At 68.6% G+C, this 19785-nt stretch carries 19 protein-coding genes; 11 read left to right on the top strand and 8 right to left on the bottom strand.

The window, feature by feature from the left end:
* The first annotated feature begins 40 nt into the window (after positions 1-40).
* A complete protein-coding gene (locus OHU89_RS33425) occupies positions 41-3835 on the top strand; it encodes a multifunctional oxoglutarate decarboxylase/oxoglutarate dehydrogenase thiamine pyrophosphate-binding subunit/dihydrolipoyllysine-residue succinyltransferase subunit (RefSeq protein WP_405648468.1) in 3795 nt (1264 codons plus the stop codon).
* Positions 3836-3855: 20 nt separating this feature from the next.
* Positions 3856-4500: a hypothetical protein gene (locus tag OHU89_RS33420; protein WP_405648466.1), complete on the top strand. Its 645-nt coding sequence runs from the start codon at positions 3856-3858 to the stop codon at positions 4498-4500.
* Here the strand turns inward: OHU89_RS33420 and OHU89_RS33415 are convergent, their stop codons facing one another.
* Both OHU89_RS33415 and OHU89_RS33410 read right to left on the bottom strand, forming a co-directional pair.
* The gene (locus OHU89_RS33415; protein ID WP_405648464.1) at positions 4501-4683 is read right to left on the bottom strand and encodes a DUF6104 family protein; all 183 of its coding nucleotides are present in this window, start codon (positions 4681-4683) and stop codon (positions 4501-4503) included.
* Between the two features lie 62 nt (positions 4684-4745).
* Positions 4746-5597: a hypothetical protein gene (locus OHU89_RS33410; RefSeq protein ID WP_405648463.1), complete on the bottom strand. Its 852-nt coding sequence runs from the start codon at positions 5595-5597 to the stop codon at positions 4746-4748.
* 150 nt (positions 5598-5747) lie between these two features.
* Between OHU89_RS33410 and OHU89_RS33405 the strand changes: the two genes are divergently transcribed.
* Both OHU89_RS33405 and OHU89_RS33400 read left to right on the top strand, forming a co-directional pair.
* A complete protein-coding gene (locus OHU89_RS33405; protein WP_405648461.1) occupies positions 5748-6749 on the top strand; it encodes a DUF4097 family beta strand repeat-containing protein in 1002 nt (333 codons plus the stop codon).
* Position 6750: 1 nt separating this feature from the next.
* Positions 6751-7806: a helix-turn-helix transcriptional regulator gene (locus OHU89_RS33400; RefSeq protein ID WP_405648459.1), complete on the top strand. Its 1056-nt coding sequence runs from the start codon at positions 6751-6753 to the stop codon at positions 7804-7806.
* A 63-nt stretch (positions 7807-7869) separates the two neighbouring features.
* Here the strand turns inward: OHU89_RS33400 and OHU89_RS33395 are convergent, their stop codons facing one another.
* The 4 genes from OHU89_RS33395 to OHU89_RS33380 all read right to left on the bottom strand — a co-directional run bounded on the left by OHU89_RS33395 (position 7870) and on the right by OHU89_RS33380 (position 11272).
* On the bottom strand, positions 7870-8436 hold the full coding sequence (locus tag OHU89_RS33395) for a Clp protease N-terminal domain-containing protein (protein WP_405648457.1): 567 nt from the start codon (positions 8434-8436) through the stop codon (positions 7870-7872).
* The gene (locus OHU89_RS33390; protein WP_059192380.1) at positions 8436-8645 is read right to left on the bottom strand and encodes an HTH domain-containing protein; all 210 of its coding nucleotides are present in this window, start codon (positions 8643-8645) and stop codon (positions 8436-8438) included. The genes OHU89_RS33395 and OHU89_RS33390 overlap by 1 nt, the downstream gene beginning before the upstream one ends.
* Positions 8646-8745: 100 nt before the next feature.
* A complete protein-coding gene (locus OHU89_RS33385) occupies positions 8746-9711 on the bottom strand; it encodes a zinc-binding dehydrogenase (protein WP_266888123.1) in 966 nt (321 codons plus the stop codon).
* 340 nt (positions 9712-10051) lie between these two features.
* Positions 10052-11272, bottom strand: coding sequence for an NADP-dependent malic enzyme (locus OHU89_RS33380; RefSeq protein ID WP_046260412.1), 1221 nt, complete (start codon positions 11270-11272; stop codon positions 10052-10054).
* 614 nt (positions 11273-11886) lie between these two features.
* On the opposite strand from OHU89_RS33380, the gene OHU89_RS33375 reads away from it, so the two are divergent.
* The 4 genes from OHU89_RS33375 (at position 11887) to OHU89_RS33360 (ending at position 15208) form a co-directional block, all read left to right on the top strand.
* Entirely contained in the window at positions 11887-12846 is a 960-nt protein-coding gene (locus OHU89_RS33375; protein ID WP_405648453.1) for an ABC transporter substrate-binding protein, read from the top strand.
* 30 nt (positions 12847-12876) lie between these two features.
* Positions 12877-13833 (top strand): amino acid ABC transporter permease, encoded by a 957-nt coding sequence (locus tag OHU89_RS33370; RefSeq protein ID WP_405648450.1) that lies wholly within the window; start codon positions 12877-12879, stop codon positions 13831-13833.
* Positions 13830-14591: an amino acid ABC transporter ATP-binding protein gene (locus OHU89_RS33365; protein WP_405648447.1), complete on the top strand. Its 762-nt coding sequence runs from the start codon at positions 13830-13832 to the stop codon at positions 14589-14591. The genes OHU89_RS33370 and OHU89_RS33365 overlap by 4 nt, the downstream gene beginning before the upstream one ends.
* A 233-nt stretch (positions 14592-14824) precedes the next feature.
* The gene (locus tag OHU89_RS33360) at positions 14825-15208 is read left to right on the top strand and encodes a hypothetical protein (RefSeq protein WP_405648446.1); all 384 of its coding nucleotides are present in this window, start codon (positions 14825-14827) and stop codon (positions 15206-15208) included.
* 165 nt (positions 15209-15373) lie between these two features.
* Here the strand turns inward: OHU89_RS33360 and OHU89_RS33355 are convergent, their stop codons facing one another.
* The gene (locus OHU89_RS33355) at positions 15374-17044 is read right to left on the bottom strand and encodes a recombinase family protein (protein WP_405654763.1); all 1671 of its coding nucleotides are present in this window, start codon (positions 17042-17044) and stop codon (positions 15374-15376) included.
* Positions 17045-17236: 192 nt separating this feature from the next.
* On the opposite strand from OHU89_RS33355, the gene OHU89_RS33350 reads away from it, so the two are divergent.
* Entirely contained in the window at positions 17237-17866 is a 630-nt protein-coding gene (locus OHU89_RS33350; RefSeq protein WP_405648444.1) for a CGNR zinc finger domain-containing protein, read from the top strand.
* On the opposite strand, the gene sodX is transcribed toward OHU89_RS33350, so the two are convergent.
* On the bottom strand, positions 17770-18204 hold the full coding sequence (gene sodX / locus OHU89_RS33345) for a nickel-type superoxide dismutase maturation protease (RefSeq protein ID WP_405648442.1): 435 nt from the start codon (positions 18202-18204) through the stop codon (positions 17770-17772). The genes OHU89_RS33350 and sodX overlap by 97 nt on opposite strands.
* Positions 18205-18349: 145 nt before the next feature.
* Between sodX and sodN the strand changes: the two genes are divergently transcribed.
* Positions 18350-18745, top strand: coding sequence for a superoxide dismutase, Ni (gene sodN, locus OHU89_RS33340; protein WP_007491258.1), 396 nt, complete (start codon positions 18350-18352; stop codon positions 18743-18745).
* Positions 18746-18877: 132 nt separating this feature from the next.
* Positions 18878-19717, top strand: coding sequence for an MBL fold metallo-hydrolase (locus OHU89_RS33335; protein WP_405648439.1), 840 nt, complete (start codon positions 18878-18880; stop codon positions 19715-19717).
* Positions 19718-19785 lie beyond the last annotated feature (68 nt).

Here is a 19785-nt window from a genome sequence, read left to right as displayed (position 1 = left end):
TGTCCATCACCTTGTGAAGCGGAAGAGGGCGGTTGCCGCCGTGTCGCCACAGTCCCCCAGTAACTCGAGCATCTCGACCGACACCGACCAAGCGGGGAAGAACCCTGCTGCTGCGTTCGGTCCCAATGAGTGGCTCGTCGACGAGATCTATCAGCAGTACCTCCAGGACCCGAACTCGGTAGACCGAGCCTGGTGGGACTTCTTCGCCGACTACAAGCCGGGCGCCGCTGCCGCCCCGGCGGCTGCGGCTCCGGCCCCTGCTGCCGCGCCGGCCCAGGCCGCGCCCGCCGCCCCGGCCGCTCCCGCGGCTCCTGCGGTGCCCGCGCCGGCTCCCGCCGCGCCTGCTGCTGCGAAGCCCGCGGCCGCCGCGCCGGCGCCCGCGAAGGCCGCCGCCCCGGCTCCGGCCGCTGCGAAGCCCGCCACGGCCAAGCCGCAGGCCGAGCCCGCCGCCGCGTCCGCGGGCGGCCCGGAGCTGGTCACGCTGCGCGGCCCCGCCGCCGCCGTCGCGAAGAACATGAACGCCTCGATCGAGGTGCCCACGGCCACGTCCGTGCGCGCGGTCCCGGTGAAGCTGCTCTTCGACAACCGCATCGTCATCAACAACCACCTGAAGCGCGCCCGGGGCGGGAAGATCTCCTTCACGCACCTGATCGGCTACGCGATGGTGCAGGCCATCAAGGCCATGCCGTCGATGAACTACTCCTTCACGGAGAAGGACGGCAAGCCGACCCTGGTCAAGCCGGAGCACGTCAACTTCGGCCTCGCCATCGACCTGGTGAAGCCCAACGGTGACCGCCAGCTGGTCGTCGCGGGCATCAAGAAGGCCGAGACGCTGAACTTCTTCGAGTTCTGGCAGGCCTACGAGGACATCGTCCGCCGCGCCCGCGACGGCAAGCTGACGATGGACGACTTCACCGGTGTCACGGTCTCCCTGACCAACCCCGGCGGCCTCGGCACCGTCCACTCGGTGCCGCGTCTGATGCCCGGTCAGTCGGTCATCATGGGCGTCGGCTCGATGGACTACCCGGCGGAGTTCCAGGGCACCTCCCAGGACACCCTGAACAAGCTCGGCATCGCGAAGGTCATGACGCTCACGTCGACCTACGACCACCGGGTCATCCAGGGCGCCGCCTCCGGCGAGTTCCTGCGCATCGTCGCGAACTACCTCCTCGGCGAGGGCGGCTTCTACGACGAGATCTTCGAGGCCCTGCGGATCCCCTACGAGCCGGTCCGCTGGCTCAAGGACATCGACGCCTCGCACGACGACGACGTCACCAAGGCCGCCCGTGTCTTCGAGCTGATCCACTCCTACCGGGTCCGCGGCCACGTCATGGCCGATACCGACCCGCTGGAGTACCGCCAGCGCAAGCACCCCGACCTGGACATCACCGAGCACGGCCTCACCCTGTGGGACCTGGAGCGCGAGTTCGCGGTCGGCGGTTTCGCGGGCAAGTCCCTGATGAAGCTGCGCGACATCCTCGGCGTGCTGCGCGACTCGTACTGCCGCACCACCGGCGTCGAGTTCATGCACATCCAGGACCCCAAGCAGCGCAAGTGGATCCAGGACCGCATCGAGCGCGCGCACTCCAAGCCGGAGCGCGAGGAGCAGCTGCGCATCCTGCGCCGGCTGAACGCGGCGGAGGCCTTCGAGACCTTCCTGCAGACGAAGTACGTCGGCCAGAAGCGCTTCTCCCTGGAGGGCGGCGAGTCCGTCATCCCGCTCCTGGACGCGGTCATCGACAGCGCGGCCGAGTCGCGCCTGGACGAGGTCGTCATCGGCATGGCCCACCGCGGCCGGCTGAACGTCCTGGCGAACATCGTCGGCAAGTCGTACGCCCAGATCTTCCGCGAGTTCGAGGGCAACCTCGACCCGAAGTCGATGCACGGCTCCGGCGACGTGAAGTACCACCTGGGCGCCCAGGGCACCTTCACCGGCCTGGACGGCGAGCAGATCACCGTCTCGCTGGCCGCGAACCCGTCCCACCTGGAGACGGTCGACCCGGTCATCGAGGGCATCGCCCGCGCCAAGCAGGACATCATCAACAAGGGCGGCACGGACTTCACGGTCCTGCCGGTCGCCCTGCACGGTGACGCGGCCTTCGCGGGCCAGGGCGTGGTGGCCGAGACCCTGAACATGTCGCAGCTGCGCGGCTACCGCACCGGCGGCACGGTCCACATCGTCATCAACAACCAGGTCGGCTTCACGGCGGCTCCCGAGTCGTCGCGCTCCTCGATGTACGCCACCGACGTGGCCCGCATGATCGAGGCGCCGATCTTCCACGTGAACGGCGACGACCCCGAGGCCGTCGTCCGCGTGGCCCGGCTGGCCTTCGAGTTCCGTCAGGCGTTCAACAAGGACGTCGTGATCGACCTCATCTGCTACCGCCGCCGCGGTCACAACGAGTCGGACAACCCGGCCTTCACCCAGCCGCTGATGTACGACCTGATCGACAAGAAGCGCTCGGTGCGCAAGCTCTACACCGAGTCCCTCATCGGTCGCGGCGACATCACCCTGGAAGAGGCCGAGCAGGCCCTGCAGGACTACCAGGGCCAGCTGGAGAAGGTCTTCACCGAGGTCCGCGAGGCCATCACGGCCCAGCCGGCCGCGGGACCGATCTCGGACCCGCAGGCGGACTTCCCGGTCGCCGTGAACACCGCGATCACCTCGGAGACCGTGAAGCGGATCGCCGAGTCCCAGGTCAACATCCCCGACACCTTCCACGTCCACCCGCGTCTGCTGCCTCAGCTGCAGCGCCGGGCGACGATGGTCGAGGACGGCACGATCGACTGGGGCATGGGCGAGACGCTGGCCGTCGGCTCCCTCCTGCTGGAGGGCACCCCGGTCCGTCTCTCCGGCCAGGACTCCCAGCGCGGCACGTTCGGCCAGCGCCACGCGGTCCTCATCAACCGTGAGACGGGCGAGGAGCACACCCCGCTCCAGTACCTCGCCGAGGACCAGGCGCGCTACAACGTCTACAACTCCCTGCTGTCCGAGTACGCGGTCATGGGCTTCGAGTACGGCTACTCGCTGGCCCGCCCCGACGCGCTCGTGCTGTGGGAGGCGCAGTTCGGCGACTTCGTCAACGGCGCGCAGACGATCGTCGACGAGTACATCTCGGCGGCGGAGCAGAAGTGGGGCCAGACGAGCGGTGTGACGCTGCTCCTCCCCCACGGCTACGAGGGCCAGGGCCCGGACCACTCCTCGGCCCGTGTCGAGCGGTTCCTCCAGCTCTGCGCCCAGAACAACATGACGGTCGCGATGCCGACCCTGCCGTCGAACTACTTCCACCTCCTGCGGTGGCAGGTGCACAACCCGCACCACAAGCCGCTGGTGGTCTTCACCCCGAAGTCGATGCTGCGCCTCAAGGCCGCCGCGTCGAAGACGGAGGAGTTCACGTCGGGTCAGTTCCGCCCGGTCATCGGCGACTCGACGGTGCCGGACCCGGCCGCGGTGCGCAAGGTCGTCTTCGTGACGGGCAAGCTGTACTACGACCTGGATGCCGAGCGCACCAAGCGGGGCAACACGGACACGGCGATCATCCGTATCGAGCGCCTGTACCCGCTGCCCGGCGCCGAGGTCCAGGCGGAGATCGCCAAGTACCCGAACGCCGAGAAGTACCTGTGGGCCCAGGAGGAGCCGGCGAACCAGGGCGCATGGCCCTTCATCGCCCTCAACCTGATCGACCACCTCGACCTGGCGGTCGGCGCGGACGTCCCGCACGGCGAGCGCCTGCGGCGCATCTCGCGCCCGCACGGCTCGTCGCCGGCGGTGGGTTCGGCCAAGCGTCACCAGGCCGAGCAGGAGCAGCTGGTGCGTGAGGTGTTCGAGGCGTAGGTCTCGGAACAGTTGATCAATTGATCGCAGAAGGGCCCGACCCCGTCCAGGGGCCGGGCCCTTCCCGCTACGGGGGTGTGTTCGTGGGCGAGCGCCATATACGGAAGATGTTGCGTCGGATGGGCGGCGGCGAGCCCGTCCAGGCCACCACCGGCGTGGGGACCACCAAGGGGCTCGCTCGACTCGCCTTCTACGCCGAGCAGTTCGGGTACGAGTACGTGAGCGCTCATCAACTCGACAGGAAGTACGCGATCCGGGTCGTGCCCGCCCACGGGCCCGCCGCCCGCGCGCGGGCGGCGGAGAACTGGGTGAGATACCCGGGCGCCGCCCAACGAGGCGCGCTGCCGCCACTGGATGACGACGCGGTCGCGGTGCTGAACGCGCGGATCAGTTTCGAGCTGGCCACTCGCTTCACCGAGAAGCAGATGTTCGGGCTCACCGCGTTCGGCTTCACCGGGCTGGCCATCGGCCCCTGGATCAAGTTCGGCCTTCTCGTCGGCGCCACCCTCTGGACCGCGCTGATGGCCCTCATCCCGGTCCTGCTCGTCGCGAACCGGCGCTACCGGGCCAAGAACGCCGCCCTGCTGGAGGCCGCCGGGTTCACCGCGGTGACCGAGCCGGACGGGCGGCCGCGGTATCTGCCGCCCGCCGGCCGGCCGGACTGACTACTCGTCGTCCTCTTCGTCGTCCAGCCGCGCCAGCCACGTGGCCAGCCGCTCCACCGGCACCTCGAAGTCCGGATTGAGATCGACGAACGTCCGCAGCTGCTCGGCGAGCCACTCGAAGGTGACCTCCTCCTGGCCGCGCCGCTTCTCCAGTTCTTCGATGCCACGGTCGGTGAAGTACAACTCTCGCTCCTGATACGGACGGGCACTGCCCTGGGACCTACTCCCTCAGGGTATGCCGTACGTCAGTCGCGGGGACGGGCCAGGTCGTACGCCAGCCCCAGCGCCCCGTGCGCCAGCAGCAGGGCGCCCGCCGTGATCCAGCCGCCGCTGCGGCGGCGCAGCCCGAGCGCCGTGAGCGGAACGCCCGCGGCCACCTGGGCGAGGGCGAGAACGCGGGCCCTGGGGGTGCCTGCCCAGGGGAGCCAGGGGCCCAGGCGGCTGCTCTCGACGACGTCGAGCTCCGCGCGGGCCGCGTCCCGCCAGCCCGACCACTCGACCGGGCGGGCGTCCGGCTGGACGCGGGCGACCTCGCGGAGGCGGTCGGCGGGTTCGCCGGGGGTGAGGCCGATGGGGAGGGTCAGGCCCGCGCGGGTGAGGACGGCGAGGAGGCCGCGGAGGCGGGCGCGGGCGTCGGCTGCCGGGTCCGCTTCCATGAGGGCGTTCAGGGACTGCACGTCCAGGACCGGGTCCAGGCCCAGGCGGGTGGCGAAGGTGCGCATGGCCTCGTCCTCGCCGGCCGGGGTGCCGTTGGCGAGCCAGACGTAGCCGACAGGGCGGCGGAAGCCGGAGGCGAGGGTGTAGCCGCTGCGGTCGGCGTCCCACCACAGGGCGAGGACGGGCCAGGGGGCGCCGACGGCCAGTGCCGTGGCCCAGCCGGTCAGCACACGGTCGACCGGCTCGCCGCCCTGCTGCCAGGGCTTGCCCTCGGGGACGAGGACGCTCCACTGCGCGCCCGCGCCCGTGAGCAGCATGCGCTCACGCAGCAGCTGGGCAGCGGAAGCGACGGACTCGGGGTCCGCGCGGCAGAGCAGCAGTGCGCCCGGGGCGGGACCGGTACGAGGGGTACCGGGGCGAGGGGCTTCCGTCGGCGACATGCTCACACGCTAGGCGGATTCATATGGTTTGGGCACTTTTGGGCCGCGAACATCCCCAGAACGGGTGTCTTGACTTTCCGTGTCCGCGATATATCGTGAATGGCGGAAGACGCGATATGGCGTGTGCGGTGTCACGGGGAGGTCTGCACCATGTCCGAGTGGTCCGTATCGGAGCCCAGGAAGCTCACGTTCGACGAGCCGGTGAGCCAGCTCCATGTGCGCATCGTCAATGGAACGGTGAACGTCGTGGGCACGGACGAAGGTTCCGCCCGTCTGGAGGTCTCCGAGCTGGAGGGACCGCCCCTGGCGGTGACCCAGGAGGGCGGCACCCTCACGGTGGCCTACGACGATCTGCCCTGGAAGGGCTTCCTCAAGTGGCTGGACCGCAAGGGCTGGCGGCGCCGTGCCGTCGTCTCGCTGGCCGTGCCGGCCGACACCCGGGTCGAGGTGGGCGTGGTGGGCGCCGCAGCCGTGGTCTCGGGGATCGACGGACGCGCGGAGGTCAAGGGGGTCACCGGCGACACCACGCTCGTGGGGCTCACCGGTCCCGTCCGCGCCGACACCGTCTCGGGCAACCTGGAGGCCCAGGCCCTCCGCGGAGACCTCCGCTTCAACTCCGTCTCCGGGGACCTGACCGTGGTCGAGGCGGGTTCCTCGGTCAAGGCGGACTCGGTGAGCGGTTCGATGATCGTCGACCTCGATCCGACGAGCCGCCCGACCGACATCAACCTGACGAGCGTCTCCGGTGAGATCGCCATCCGGCTCCCCCACCCGGCGGACGCGGAGGTGGAGGCGAACACCGCGAGCGGAAAGGTCTCCAACGCCTTCGAGGACCTGCGGGTCGGCGGCCAGTGGGGCGCCAAGCGGATCACCGGCCGGCTCGGCGCGGGCAACGGCAGTCTGAAGGCGACCACCGTCTCGGGCTCGATCGCCCTGCTGCGTCGGCCGCCGGCCGAGGACGTGCCGTGGGACGTGGACCCGACGGACATGGGCCCGGTGCCCGAGGAGGCGGGCACCGGGCCGGTGGCTGATCCACAGAGCGACTCGGGGGACAATTCCGTTTCCGGCCCGGGTGAGGGCGCTGACGCCGCGGACGCGGCCGACGCCGACGACACCCCGGCCGACGGCACGACCGACAAGAAGGTGCTCTGACATGCCTCCCGTCTTCGCCCACGGCCGCCTCCGCCTCTACCTGCTGAAGCTGCTCGACGAGGCCCCCCGCCACGGCTACGAGGTGATCCGGCTGCTGGAGGAGCGGTTCCAGGGGCTGTACGCACCCTCGGCCGGCACCGTCTACCCCCGCCTCGCCAAGCTGGAGGCCGAGGGCCTGGTCACCCACACCACCGAGGGCGGCCGCAAGGTGTACTCCATCACGGACGCGGGCCGCGCCGAACTGGCCGACCGCAGCGGTGAGCTGGCCGATCTGGAGCTGGAGATCCGGGAGTCGGTCGCCGAGCTCGCCGCCGAGATCCGGGCCGATGTGCGCGGCGCGGCGGGCGACCTGCGGCGCGAGATGCGGGCGGCCGCCTCGCAGGCCCGCGGCGGCGGCGAACAGGACGGCCCCCCGGGGGAATTCGGGGACCACACCGACAACGAGTCGTGGCGCGCGGCCAAGGAGGAGATGCGCCGCGTCAAGCAGGAGTGGAAGGAGCAGGCCCGGCGCGCCAAGGACGAGAGCCGGCGGGCCCGCGAGGAGGCCCAGCGGGCCCGGCGTCAGGCCAAGGAGGCGCAGGAGCACGCTCGGGTCCAGGCTCAGGAGGAGGTGCAGCGCATCGCACGGCGGGTCCAGGAGCAGGTGCAGGACCACTTCGCGCGGGGCGACTGGCCGACGGGGGTGCGCGAGGGGCTGACCGAACTGGCCAAGGAGTTCGGCGAGTTCGGGCGGGACTACGGCAGGGAGTTCGGCAAGGACTTCGGGTTCGGGCACGGGCACGGGCAGAAGAGCGCGGCGAAGTCGGCGCCGGGCGCGCCCGAGTACTCGCAGACCCCCGAGGACTTCCCCGCCGACTACGAACCGACCTGGGCCCATGAGGACGGCACCGGGGACTCGGCCCGTGACCTGGACCGCCTCCTCGACCGCTTCCGGGACGACATCCGCGACGCGGCCCGGGACCACGGCGTCACCTCGGACCAGCTCCGCGACGCCCGCCGGCACCTGTCGACGGCGGCGGCGCACATCGGGGCGCTGCTGCGGACACCGAAGGCCTGAGTCTGCTCAGGGCCACCTCAGGCCCCGGCGCCGAAAACCGCCCCGGGCCCGCCCCCACCTCCCTCAGCCCGCCTTCGCCTCCCCGTCGCCGTAGAGCACACGGACCAGCGACTCGTATGTCACCCCATGGTCCGCGAGCACCTCGCCCGGGACGCCGGGGCGGATCGTGAGGGCGAGCAGTATGTGTTCGTCGCCGACACGGCGGTCATGGCGGGCGACGGCGGCGCGCAGGGAGCGTTCCAGGATGTTCCTGGCGCCCTGGCTGAAGGGGCGGCGCCCGGACAGGCCGCTCTTGCCCTTGCGGTCGCCGGACATCGCGCCGACACCGTGCACCTCCTCGACGCGGGCGACGATCTGCGCGACGTCGATGCCGAGTCCGGCGAGGGCGTCGGACTCGGCCTGGGAGAGGCCGGCGTGGCGCCGGGACTCGGCCAGGGACTGCCGAACCGACTCCTTGCGTTCCTCCGCGACACCCAGCGCGGCCAGCGCGAAGGACGCGCGGCTCGCCTCGCGGTCGAGCAGCGCGAGCAGGATGTGCTCGGCGTCGACGCTGGCCGCGCCCGTCCCTTCGGCCTGTTCCACCGCCGACTGCACCACGGCGCGGGCGTCCTTCGTGAACCGCTCGAACATCAATGCCTCCCGTACTTCTTGTGCACGGCCTGCCTGGTCACACCGAGTTCGGCGGCGATCTCCTGCCACGACCAGCCCTGGTTGCGCGCGCTGCGCACCTGCACCGACTCCAGCTGTTCGAGGAGCCGGCGCAGGGCGGCGACGGCCCGCAGGCCGACCCGTGGATCGCGGTCGCCCGCACGCTCGGCGAGGTCCGTTGCTTCGGTCATGCCGTCAACTTACGTTGACATGGATCGCATGTCAACCAGGGTTGACACCCCAGGCGCAAGAAAGGCGGGCCCGGAGACCCGGACCCGCCTCACCCGCGCATCAGGAATGCGTGAGCACGATCTTCCCGAACTGCTCGCCCGACGCCAGCCGTTCGAAGCCCTCCCGGGCCCGGTCCAGCGGAAGCACCTCGTCGATCACCGGACGCACCCCGGTGGCCGCGCAGAAGGACAGCAGGTCCTCCAGCTCGTCCTTGGTGCCCATGGTCGAGCCCACGACCTTGAGCTCCAGGAAGAAGATCCGGGTGAGTTCGGCGTGCGAGGGCCGGTCGCCGCTCGTCGCACCGGAGATGACCAGCGTGCCGCCCGGCCGCAGAGACTTCACCGAGTGGGACCAGGTGGCGGCGCCGACGGTCTCGATGACGGCGTCCACCCGCTGCGGCAGCCGCGCCCCCGACTCCAGCGCCTCCACGGCGCCCAGCTCGATCGCCCGCTTGCGCTTGGCCTCGTCCCGGCTGGTGGCGAAGACCCGCAGACCGGCGGCCTTGCCGAGCACGATCGCGGCCGTGGCGACACCACCGCCGGCCCCCTGGACGAGGACCGAGTCGCCGGGGCGTACGCCCGCGTTGGTGAAGAGCATCCGGTACGCCGTCAGCCACGCCGTGGGCAGACAGGCGGCCTCGGCGAAGGAGAGCTCCTTGGGCTTGGGCAGGACGTTCCAGGTCGGCACGGCGACCTGCTCGGCGAAGGTGCCCTGGTAGTGCTCGGTGAGGATGGAGCGTGGCTCCCTGGGGCCGACGCCGTGTCCGGTCTGGCCGATCACGGAGTGCAGGACGACCTCGTTGCCGTCCTCGTCGACACCGGCGGCGTCACAGCCGAGGATCATCGGCAACTTGTCCTCGGACAGGCCGACGCCCTTGAGGGACCAGAGGTCGTGGTGGTTGAGGGAGGCGGCCCTGACGTCGATCACGCTCCAGCCGGGTCGGGCCTCGGGAGCCGGACGCTCCCCCAACTCGAGTCCGGAGAGCGGCTGGTCACGGTCGATGCGGGCGGCATAGGCGGCGAACATGACCTTGACGATAGGGTCCACCGGCGACGCGGGGAACCGTGAAGCCATGTGACACACACCCTCTTGCGCCGCCCGGCGTCCAAGGACGAGGCCCCACCGTCCCGATCCCCCACCCACCCGCACCTTTCAGCCCGCCCGGCGCCCGAGGACGAGGCCCTTCGGGCCGATGGGGGTCCAGGGGGCGGAGCCCCCTGGGGGCGGGGTCGAAGGGGCGGAAGCCCCTGGAGGATGGGACGGGTAGGGGCGGCGGGGGCGAAAAACCACCCGCCCAGCCCTCCGCCCGGGTAAAAAAAGCGACCCCGCCCGGCGAACCGGACGGGGTCACCCACAGCTACCTGCCTCAGCGGCGGGCAACGCCTTCCGCACGGGCCGCGGCCGCGACAGCCGCGGTAACGGCCGGAGCCACCCGCTCGTCGAACGGCGACGGAATCACGTAGTCCGCCGCGAGGTCGTCACCGACGACCGCCGCCAGGGCCTCCGCCGCCGCGATCTTCATGCCCTCGGTGATACGGGAGGCCCGCACCTGAAGCGCCCCGGCGAAGATGCCCGGGAACGCGAGGACGTTGTTGATCTGGTTCGGGAAGTCGGAGCGGCCCGTGGCCACGACCGCCGCGTACTTGTGCGCGACGTCCGGGTGCACCTCGGGGTTCGGGTTGGCCATGGCGAAGACGAAGGCACCCTCTGCCATCGAAGCCACCGCCTCCTCCGCCACCGTGCCGCCGGAGACGCCGATGAAGACGTCGGCACCCTCCAGAGCGGCCTCAAGGGACCCGGTGATGCCGGCCTTGTTGGTGAAGCCGGCGAGCTCCCGCTTGACCGGGGTCAGATCGTCCCGGTCGGCCGACACCACGCCCTTGCGGTCGGCGACGGCGACGTCCCCGATCCCGGCGTCGACGAGGATCTTCGCGATGGCGACACCGGCCGCGCCGGCGCCCGAGATGACCGCACGGAGCTCACCGACCCCGCGCCCGGTCAGCCGCGCGGCGTTCCGCAGGGCGGCGAGGGTCACGACGGCCGTGCCGTGCTGGTCGTCGTGGAAGATCGGGATGTCGAGGGCTTCCTGGAGGCGCTTCTCGATCTCGAAGCACCGGGGCGCCGAGATGTCCTCCAGGTTCACGCCGCCGAAGGACGGCGCGAGCCGGACCACGGTCTCGACGATCTCGTCGACGTCCGTGCAGGCCAGCGCGATCGGCACCGCGTCGACGCCACCGAACTGCTTGAAGAGGATGGCCTTGCCTTCCATGACCGGAAGGGAGGCCTCGGGCCCGATGTCACCGAGTCCGAGCACGGCCGTGCCGTCCGTGACGACGGCGACGACGGAGGACTTCCACGTGTAGTCGTGGACGAGGTCGGGCTGCTCGGCGATGGCGCTGCACACCTTCGCCACGCCGGGCGTGTACGCGAGGGACAGGTCGTCCTTGTCGCGGATCGGCACGGTGGCCTGCACAGCCATCTTGCCGCCGCGATGCAGCGCGAACGCGGGATCGAAGGAATCGAGGGGCTCCGCCCCGTCCTGGCCCGTACCGCTGTCGCTGCGAGGATTGACGATCTCCGCTGCCACTTGTTCTACCCCTTAGATATTCATGGTTTGAGGGTGGCCACTCCTGGTTGAGAAGTGGGCGGGCACCGCGTACGACCCTGTCGGTGATGCGTATGGGTCGTGCGCGACGGGCGCGCCGCACACGCGCCCTGAGCCCCGGATGAGGGGTGTAAAGAACCTTCTTACCGGACGGACGGCACCTGCGACGAGTCCATAAGTGCAAGGTCACATGACGGACCTTGTGGGCCACGGACCGGTGACATGAATCATGGTCAAATATGAGGACTCGTCCTCGATTGCCTCTTGACAAGGACTTGAACAGCGGGCCCAGACGTCAAGGCCACGCTCGCATCCTGAGATGCGCCGAAGATCCTCCGGCCGGAAGGACAGATTCCCGCAGAAGGTGCGGCCGTGATGTCCGACCTGATGCGGTTCGGGGGTCACCCGTTATCCGATTTTGACATGGCTGGGCCCCTGAATGGTCCAGTCCGAATGGCAAGATGCCGTAATCACACGAGGTCGCGACACTCAAAGGCGTGTGCTCTCGTCGACCTGAGAAACCAAGGCATCCGTCGATCCCGTCGGCAGATGCCCGCCCCATCGGCAACTCCACCCATCCGCCGGAGGAACCCAAAATGACCGCAAGCTCCCGTCGTACGACCGCCGCGCGCTCCAGGACTGCCGCGGTAGGCGCGATCGCGGTCGCAGGCGCCCTGCTTCTCACCGGTTGCGGTGACCAGACGGAAGGCGGCGGCGACAGCTCCAACGAGACGTCGTCGTCGAGCAAGGCCCCGCTCTTCGACAAGCTGCCCGCGGACATCCAGAAGGCGGGTGTCATCAAGGTCGGCACCAACGCCGAGTACGCCCCCATGGAGTACCAGGAGGGCGGCAAGATCGTCGGTGTCGACCCCGACATCGCCGCGGCGCTGGGCAAGCAGCTGGGCGTGGAGTTCAAGTTCACCTCCGGCTCCTTCGACGGCCTGATCACCTCCCTGAACTCCGGCCGTTACGACGTCGCCATGTCGTCCATCACGGACACCAAGGCGCGCCAGGAGGGCCTGGACGACAAGGGCAAGAAGCTCGGCCCGGGCGTCGACTTCGTCGACTACTTCACGGCCGGCACCGCCGTGTACGTCCAGAAGGGCAACCCGAAGAAGATCAACTCGATCGAGGACCTCTGCGGTCAGACGGCCGCCGTGCAGCGCGGTACGACGTACGAGCAGGCCCTGCAGGCGCAGTCGAAGTCCTGCACGGACGACGGCAAGAAGAAGATCACGATCGAGTCGTTCGAGAACGACACCGAGGCCCAGACCCGTGTGAAGTCGGGCGGCGCGGTCGCCGGCGTCAACGACTACCCGGTCGCCATCGACATGGCCCGCAAGGCCGACGGCGGCAACGCCTTCGAGGTCGTCGGCGAGCAGGTCGACGCCGGCCCGTTCGGCATCGCCGTGAACAAGGACAACAAGGAGCTCTCCGCCGCCCTGGAGGAGGCCGTCAACGCGATCATCGAGGACGGCACCTACAAGACGATCCTGGAGAAGTGGGGCGCCGAGAGCGGCGCCATCGACAAGGCCGCCATCAACGGCGGCAAGTGACCGACCCAGCAGCACTGAAGGGCAGTCACTGTGACTGACAAGTTCGACAAGGAGCCGGCGGACGCAACACCGCCGGTCTCCAAGGAGGCCTCCGTTCCGCCGGAGGCGATCAAGGCCATCCCGGTCCGCCACTTCGGCCGCTACGTCAGCGCCGTCGTGGTCCTGGCCCTGGTGGGCCTGCTGGTCAACGCGTTCGCCACCGCTGAGAAGATCCAGTGGAGCGCGGTCGGCGACAAGATGTTCGACTCCACGGTCCTCGCGGGCGCTGGCCGCACGCTGCTGATCAGCGTCCTGGCGATGATCCTGGGCGTGGTCCTCGGCGTGATCCTGGCCGTCATGCGGCTCTCCAAGAACCCGGTGACCAGCTGGGTGGCCTGGGTCTACATCTGGTTCTTCCGCGGGACGCCGGTCTACGTCCAGCTCCTCCTGTGGTTCAACCTTGCGCTGATCTTCCCGATGCTGAATCTCGGTCCGATCTACAAGGACGAGATGACGGACGTCATGACCCCGTTCATGTGCGCCCTGCTCGGCCTCGGCCTCAACGAGGCGGCGTACATGGCGGAGATCTGCCGCGCCGGTCTGATGGCGGTCGACGAGGGCCAGACGGAGGCGTCGCACGCGCTCGGCATGAGCCACGGCAAGACGCTGCGCCGCATCGTCATCCCGCAGGCGATGCGGGTGATCGTGCCGCCGACCGGCAACGAGTTCATCAACATGCTGAAGACCTCGTCGCTGGTGTACGCGGTGACGTACAACGAACTGCTGCGCGCCACCTCGACGATCGGCTCCACGTCGTACGCCGTGATGGAGATGCTCTTCGTCGCCTCGATCTGGTACCTGGTCATGACCAGCGTGTTCAGCGTCTTCCAGTACTACCTGGAGCGCTACTACGCGCGCGGTTCGAGCCGCAGCCTACCGCCGACGGTCTTCCAGAAGATCAAGGCGAACATGCTCGGGCTGGGCAGTGAGAGGGGCAAGGCAGCATGACCGCCATGGTGAAGTCCGAGGGCGTCCACAAGTCCTTCGGCCTGGTCGAGGTCCTCAAGGGCATCAACCTGGAAGTGAACACCGGCGAGGTGTTCTGCCTCATCGGCCCCTCCGGCTCCGGCAAGTCGACCTTCCTCAGGTGCATCAACCACCTGGAGAAGATCAACGCCGGTCGCCTGTACGTCGACGGCCAGCTGGTCGGCTACCGCCAGAAGGGCGACAAGCTGTACGAGCTCAAGGACAGCGAGGTCGCGCAGCAGCGCCGGGACATCGGCATGGTGTTCCAGCGGTTCAACCTGTTCCCGCACATGACGGCGCTGGAGAACGTCATCGAGGCGCCGGTCCAGGTCAAGGGCACCAGCAAGTCCGAGGCCCGGGAGCGCGGCATGCAGCTCCTGGAGCGCGTGGGTCTGGCCGACAAGGCCAAGAGCTACCCCTCGCAGCTCTCCGGCGGCCAGCAGCAGCGCGTCGCCATCGCCCGCGCACTGGCGATGGACCCGAAGCTGATGCTCTTCGACGAGCCGACCTCGGCCCTCGACCCGGAGCTGGTCGGTGACGTCCTCGACGTCATGCGCGACCTCGCCGAGTCGGGCATGACGATGGTCGTCGTCACCCACGAGATGGGCTTCGCCCGCGAGGTCGGCGACAGCCTGGTATTCATGGACGGCGGCGTGGTCGTGGAATCAGGCAATCCGCGTGACGTGCTTGCAAGTCCCCAGCACCAACGCACACAGGCGTTCCTATCGAAGGTCTTGTAGCAGTCAACGGTTTGCAATCGCAGAGGGGCGGCGCGGGACACTGCGCCGCCCCTCTGCTGCTACAACCGAAGCCCAACCTCAAATCCTCCTCAGATCATCTGTCCACCCCTTGCACGAGAGACAGCTGCAACAAAGAATCACGTGGTCAAGATTCTTTGATCTTGAGATTCGGGGGTCCGTGCTTCAACCGGCACATCCTGATGACCGCCGAGGGGAACATGAAGTTTCGCCCTATGTCTGCCTTGCTGCTCTCGGGAGTTGCTCTCGCGGGGACGATAGCCACGAGCAGTCCCGCCCAGGCCGCCACCCGCACTTGTACCGCCGACCAGTTCAGGTACGACATCTGCTTCGATGGAAGCAATGACGCTTTCTACGTCGCCGACATGGTCGCCGACGGCCGCAGGGCCGTCGTCAGATGGAACGCTCACGACGGCTCTGGGCGCGCGGGTGAGTGCCACGACTCGAATGGCGCCCTGAACGGGTGGACCGTGTGCGACTACGACTTCAAGGAAGGATCGGACAATTACGTCGCCTTCATGGGGTCTACTCGAGAAGGCGCCAACGGGGAAAACAAAGATATTTCCTTCCTGATTATCGGATACATCACCCCGCGATAGCCAAGCGCACAGGTAAGCCGACACTCAGTAAATGGTCGGCACTCACTGGGGCGGTACGGGTGCCCCGTACCGCCCTTTCTTTGGACTTGCGGAGGCGACTTCAGCCCGAATTGACCGATCGGCGACGGGTCGCGGGAAGGGTGCAGCCAGTAAATGTCACCGCGCCTAAACGTGCCGGTCAGCGAGCTGCCCAATGTCATGCCAGGCCGTACTCTGTGCGATGTCCAGCCAGTTTTCCGGCCATTCAAACCGCGGGTCGATCCACCCCAGCTTTCGCCTCTGCTCCAGAGTCCAGTGTTCGTATCCAATCCGCTCCGGATGCATCTCCTTGCGGTGCACGAAGGAGCCGATGGCTGCTCCTCTCACCAACTCGTCCGTCCCCCGCCACTGGACTGATACACACCGCGGGTCGAACCTGTTCCCCGCCTGAGGCTCCATCACGACCTTGGAGAAGACCGCCTGGAACGTCTCCCTCCTTTGGTGCGGGTCAAGTTCGGGCCATACGTCGATGATTTCCGGATCGATCTCAACAGCACGCTCGGCTTCCGAAGCCACCTGCGCCAACACGCTCTCCGCCCGGATCTTCTGCTCGCTCCAGCGCCGAGTGAACCTGTTGTACTCGCCTGGGCCGATCTGCCCGGCCTCAGCAGCCCGTCTCCATTTTTCGATATTGCTCTCAGCCTCATTCTTGAGCCGCAGAGCTTCTCGCGCGGCAAACGTGTCGCCTTTCCCTGGCTGTCTGAGCCCCGGCCTCGCAAGCCGAAGAAACGTCAGCACCGTTACGTACATGTCGAGCTGGCGAACGGAGCGAGAGACGTGGTGACTGCGACACACGTAGATCTCCTGCGTGTACCCACCCCTCTTCCGGTGCACATTCCGCGTCCCTCGGACCGTCTCACCACAGATCCCGCAGAGAGCGAAATGAGTCAACGCGTACTTGACCGGTGCCGACTTGCCCGACTGCTGAGCCCTCAACCTCGCCCGTGCGGTGTTAAAGGTCTCGTCCTCGACGAGCCGCGGCCATCGGGCACGCGCGGAGACCACGCGTTCGCCGCCACTGGTGGCATCGATGAGATTCCGCTCCACTTGACCGATGTAGGCGATGTTGAAGGCCATATCGCGGAGGCTCTGACGGCTCCACGTCCCAGTCGCTCCCCGGCGTCCGCCGGGAGTGGGTACCCCGCGCTTGTCCAGGTCGTTCTTGATGCGATTGATGGGCTCGCCTTCGGCGATACGAGCAATCACCTCACGCACGATCGTGCAAGGGGTGTCCCCCGCCGGAGTCACGGGAGTGTGATCGATAACCCATGTCGGGCGATTGCTCCCGTCGGGGTCACCTTTCCGCATGCCATACGGTGGCCTCCCGTGCGGACGCCCCTCCTCGGCAGCGCATCGCAGTCCTCGCCGTACACGTTGTGACACGCACTCGGCCTCTCGCTCTGCGGCTTCTCCGTCAGTGACAGCCCGCCTCAGGTCGCCAGGAGCGCTCGGATCGATGATCTGGCCGGAGTACCACAGACGAACACCGACTCTGGCGCAGGCGTCGAGCAGCTCGAGCCAATCGGCGGTCACACGCTCGAACCTGCTCATCTCCCATGCCGCGATCAGGGTCACCCGTCCTTCCTTGACCAGCCGCCCCAGAACCCCGAACGCTTCTCGGTCCTTGAGAGCGAACCGGCTGGCCGAGCAGTCCTCGTCCCTGAGCTCCGCCACCACTCGCCATCGCTGGACATCCGCCGTTCGCCGGAGTTCCCCGAGCTGCTGATCAGTTGAGCGAGTATCCGACGCAGGCGATGACGCCTCCCGTTTCACGTGACTCACCCGCGCGTAGAGCACAACCTCTTCGGCCGAGCGCACCGATCACCTCCACATGAAGATCACGCACTCAGAGTGACTACAACGCTACCTTAAGTGTGTGTCGCCAGGAGTGGCAGTTACTCCTTCCCGCTCCGCCATCGAGCGGATGTAATACTCTTTTGGCATTGCATCCCTTACGCGAGTGCGCCCCCTGATAGCCGAAGGACCTTCATGGAACTGGCCTATTACTCGGACTATGCCGTGCGCCTCGTCAACACCGAGGACCCGGCCCGGGGCAAGGACTCGCTCACCTCGGTCGAGGCCGTTCGCGACCTGTTCGGCGCCAGCCAGGACGCGGCCCGGCGCGCCGCCGAGGCCGACGTCAGCCGCTTCCGCTCGGTCCGCGGACGTCTGAGGGCGGTCTTCGAGGCCGCGGACGGCGGCGACGAGAGCCTCGCGGTGAACCTGCTGAACTCGCTCCTCCTGGAGTTCCCGGTGAGCCCGCAGATCTCCGGGCACGACCACCGCGACGACGACGGCCGCCCGTTGTGGCACATGCACCTGGCGGACCACCCGTCCAACGCGACCGCCGGCTACGCGGCCATCGCGGCGATGGGCCTCGCCTTCCACCTCACGGAGTACGGAGTGGACCGCCTCGGCCTGTGCGAGGCGTCGCCCTGCCGCAACGCCTATCTGGACACGTCCACGAACCGCTCCCGGCGCTACTGCTCCGACCGCTGCGCCACCCGCGCCAACGTGGCCGCCTACCGCGCCCGCAAACGCCTGGAGGCCGACCGGTCGGCGAAGACGGGCCTGGCGCAGGACAGCGCCCAGCGCGCGACGGCGAACGGCGAACGCTGATCCGGCTTGCGCGGCCGGTACCTCAGACGCACCTTGCCCAGGACCAGCTCGACGGGCACGACCCCGTAGTCCGTGCTGTCGCCACCGGCGTACGCGTTGTCCCCGAGCACCCACCAGCCGCCCTCGCGGCGTTCCACGGCCCGCTTGACGACCAGCAGGTCCTGCTGGAACGGATGCCGCAGGACGACCACGTCGCCCGGCCGGATCCGGGCCCCGTACTGCACCACGAGCCGGTCCGCGTGGTGCAGCGTGGGCACCATCGACGGCCCGGTCACCTCGGCCGGCCCGAAGGGCAGGAGCGCCCCCCTGTGTTCGGTCTCCTGCGACAGCTCCGGCATCCCCGGCACCTCCCCTGTCCGTTCATCCACCAGTCTGATACTGACCCCGGACTTTTGTCCTAAGCCCATGGGGGCACTCGCGAAATCGCCTCTCCCAGGGAGTAATGTCGCACCTGAGAAGACGATCACGAGGAAGGAATGCTCCATGCTTTCCCGCCTGTTTGCCCCCAAGGTCAAGGTCAGCGCACACTGCGACCTGCCCTGCGGTGTGTACGACCCGGCCCAGGCCCGCATTGAGGCGGAGTCGGTGAAGGCCGTGCAGGAGAAGATGGCCGCCAACGACGACCCGCACTTCCAGGCCCGTGCCACGGTCATCAAGGAGCAGCGCGCCGAGCTCGCGAAGCACCACGTTTCCGTGCTCTGGAGCGACTACTTCAAGCCCCCGCACTTCGAGAAGTACCCGGAGCTGCACCAGCTGGTCAACGACGCCCTGAAGGCCCTCTCGGCCGCCAAGGGCTCGACCGACCCGGCCACCGGTCAGAAGGCTCTGGACTACATCGCCCAGATCGACAAGATCTTCTGGGAGACCAAGAAGGCCTGACGCACAGTCAGCCGTCCGTGACCGGCGATCGGTGCACCATCGCGGGTCAGCGGGGATCTGAAGGGGTCCGGCCGAAGTTCTGGCCGGGCCCCTTCGGCATTCGTCGGAAGCAGCCAGAGCGAAGGAGCCGTGGTGTCCTCCCTCAAGCGCGTGTCCGGTACCGAACTCCCGATCTGCCGCACCTGCGGAGTGCAGTACGCCGCACCCCGTGCCGACTGCCCGATCTGCCTGGACGAGCGGCAGTACGTCGGCTGGGAGGGCCAGCGCTGGACCAGCCTGGCCGAGTTGCGCGACAGCGGCCGCCGCGGGCAGCTGCGCGAGGAGGGGCCCGGTGTCGTCGGCGTCGCCGCGGAGCCGTCCGTGGCCATCGGGCAGCGGGCGCTGCTGCTGCGCTCACCGGCCGGGAACGTGCTGTGGGACTGCGTGGGCTACCTCGACGACGAACTCGCCGCCGAGGTCGAGAAGCTGGGCGGCATCAGCGCGATCGCCGTCAGCCATCCGCACTTCCACGGCGCGATGACCGAGTGGGGCCGGGCCTTCGACGCCCCCGTGTACATCCACGCCGCCGACCGCGACTGGGTCGGCCGCCCCGATCCGCTGATCGAGTACTGGTCGGGCGACACCCACCCGATCGCCCCCGGCATGACGCTGATCAACGCGGGCACGCACTTCGCCGGCGGCACCGTGCTGCACTGGGCGGACGATCCCGAGGGGCGCGGTGCGCTGTTCAGCGGCGACATCTTCATGGTGGTGATGGACCGGCGGTGGGTCAGCTTCATGTACAGCATCCCCAACTTCATCCCGGAGCGGCCGCGGACCGTCCGGCGCGCGCTGAGGCTGGTCGAGCCGTTCGGCTTCGAGCGCATCTACGGGGCGTTCTGGGGACGGGTGGTCACCGCCGACGGGGCGGCCGCGGTGCGGCGTTCGGCGGAGCGGTATCTGCGTTTCGCGCTGGACGACGACGAAGGGTGACACAGATCACCCGAGCTCCTCGCTCATAATTGCCCGCCTCATGAGGAATTGACGTTCTATCGGGCGCT

Source organism: Streptomyces sp. NBC_00019 (assembly GCF_045041015.1).
In the GTDB taxonomy this organism is placed as follows: domain Bacteria; phylum Actinomycetota; class Actinomycetes; order Streptomycetales; family Streptomycetaceae; genus Streptomyces.
Note: the sequence above shows the minus strand (reverse complement) of the source record. Positions and strands in the feature narration are given on the sequence as shown.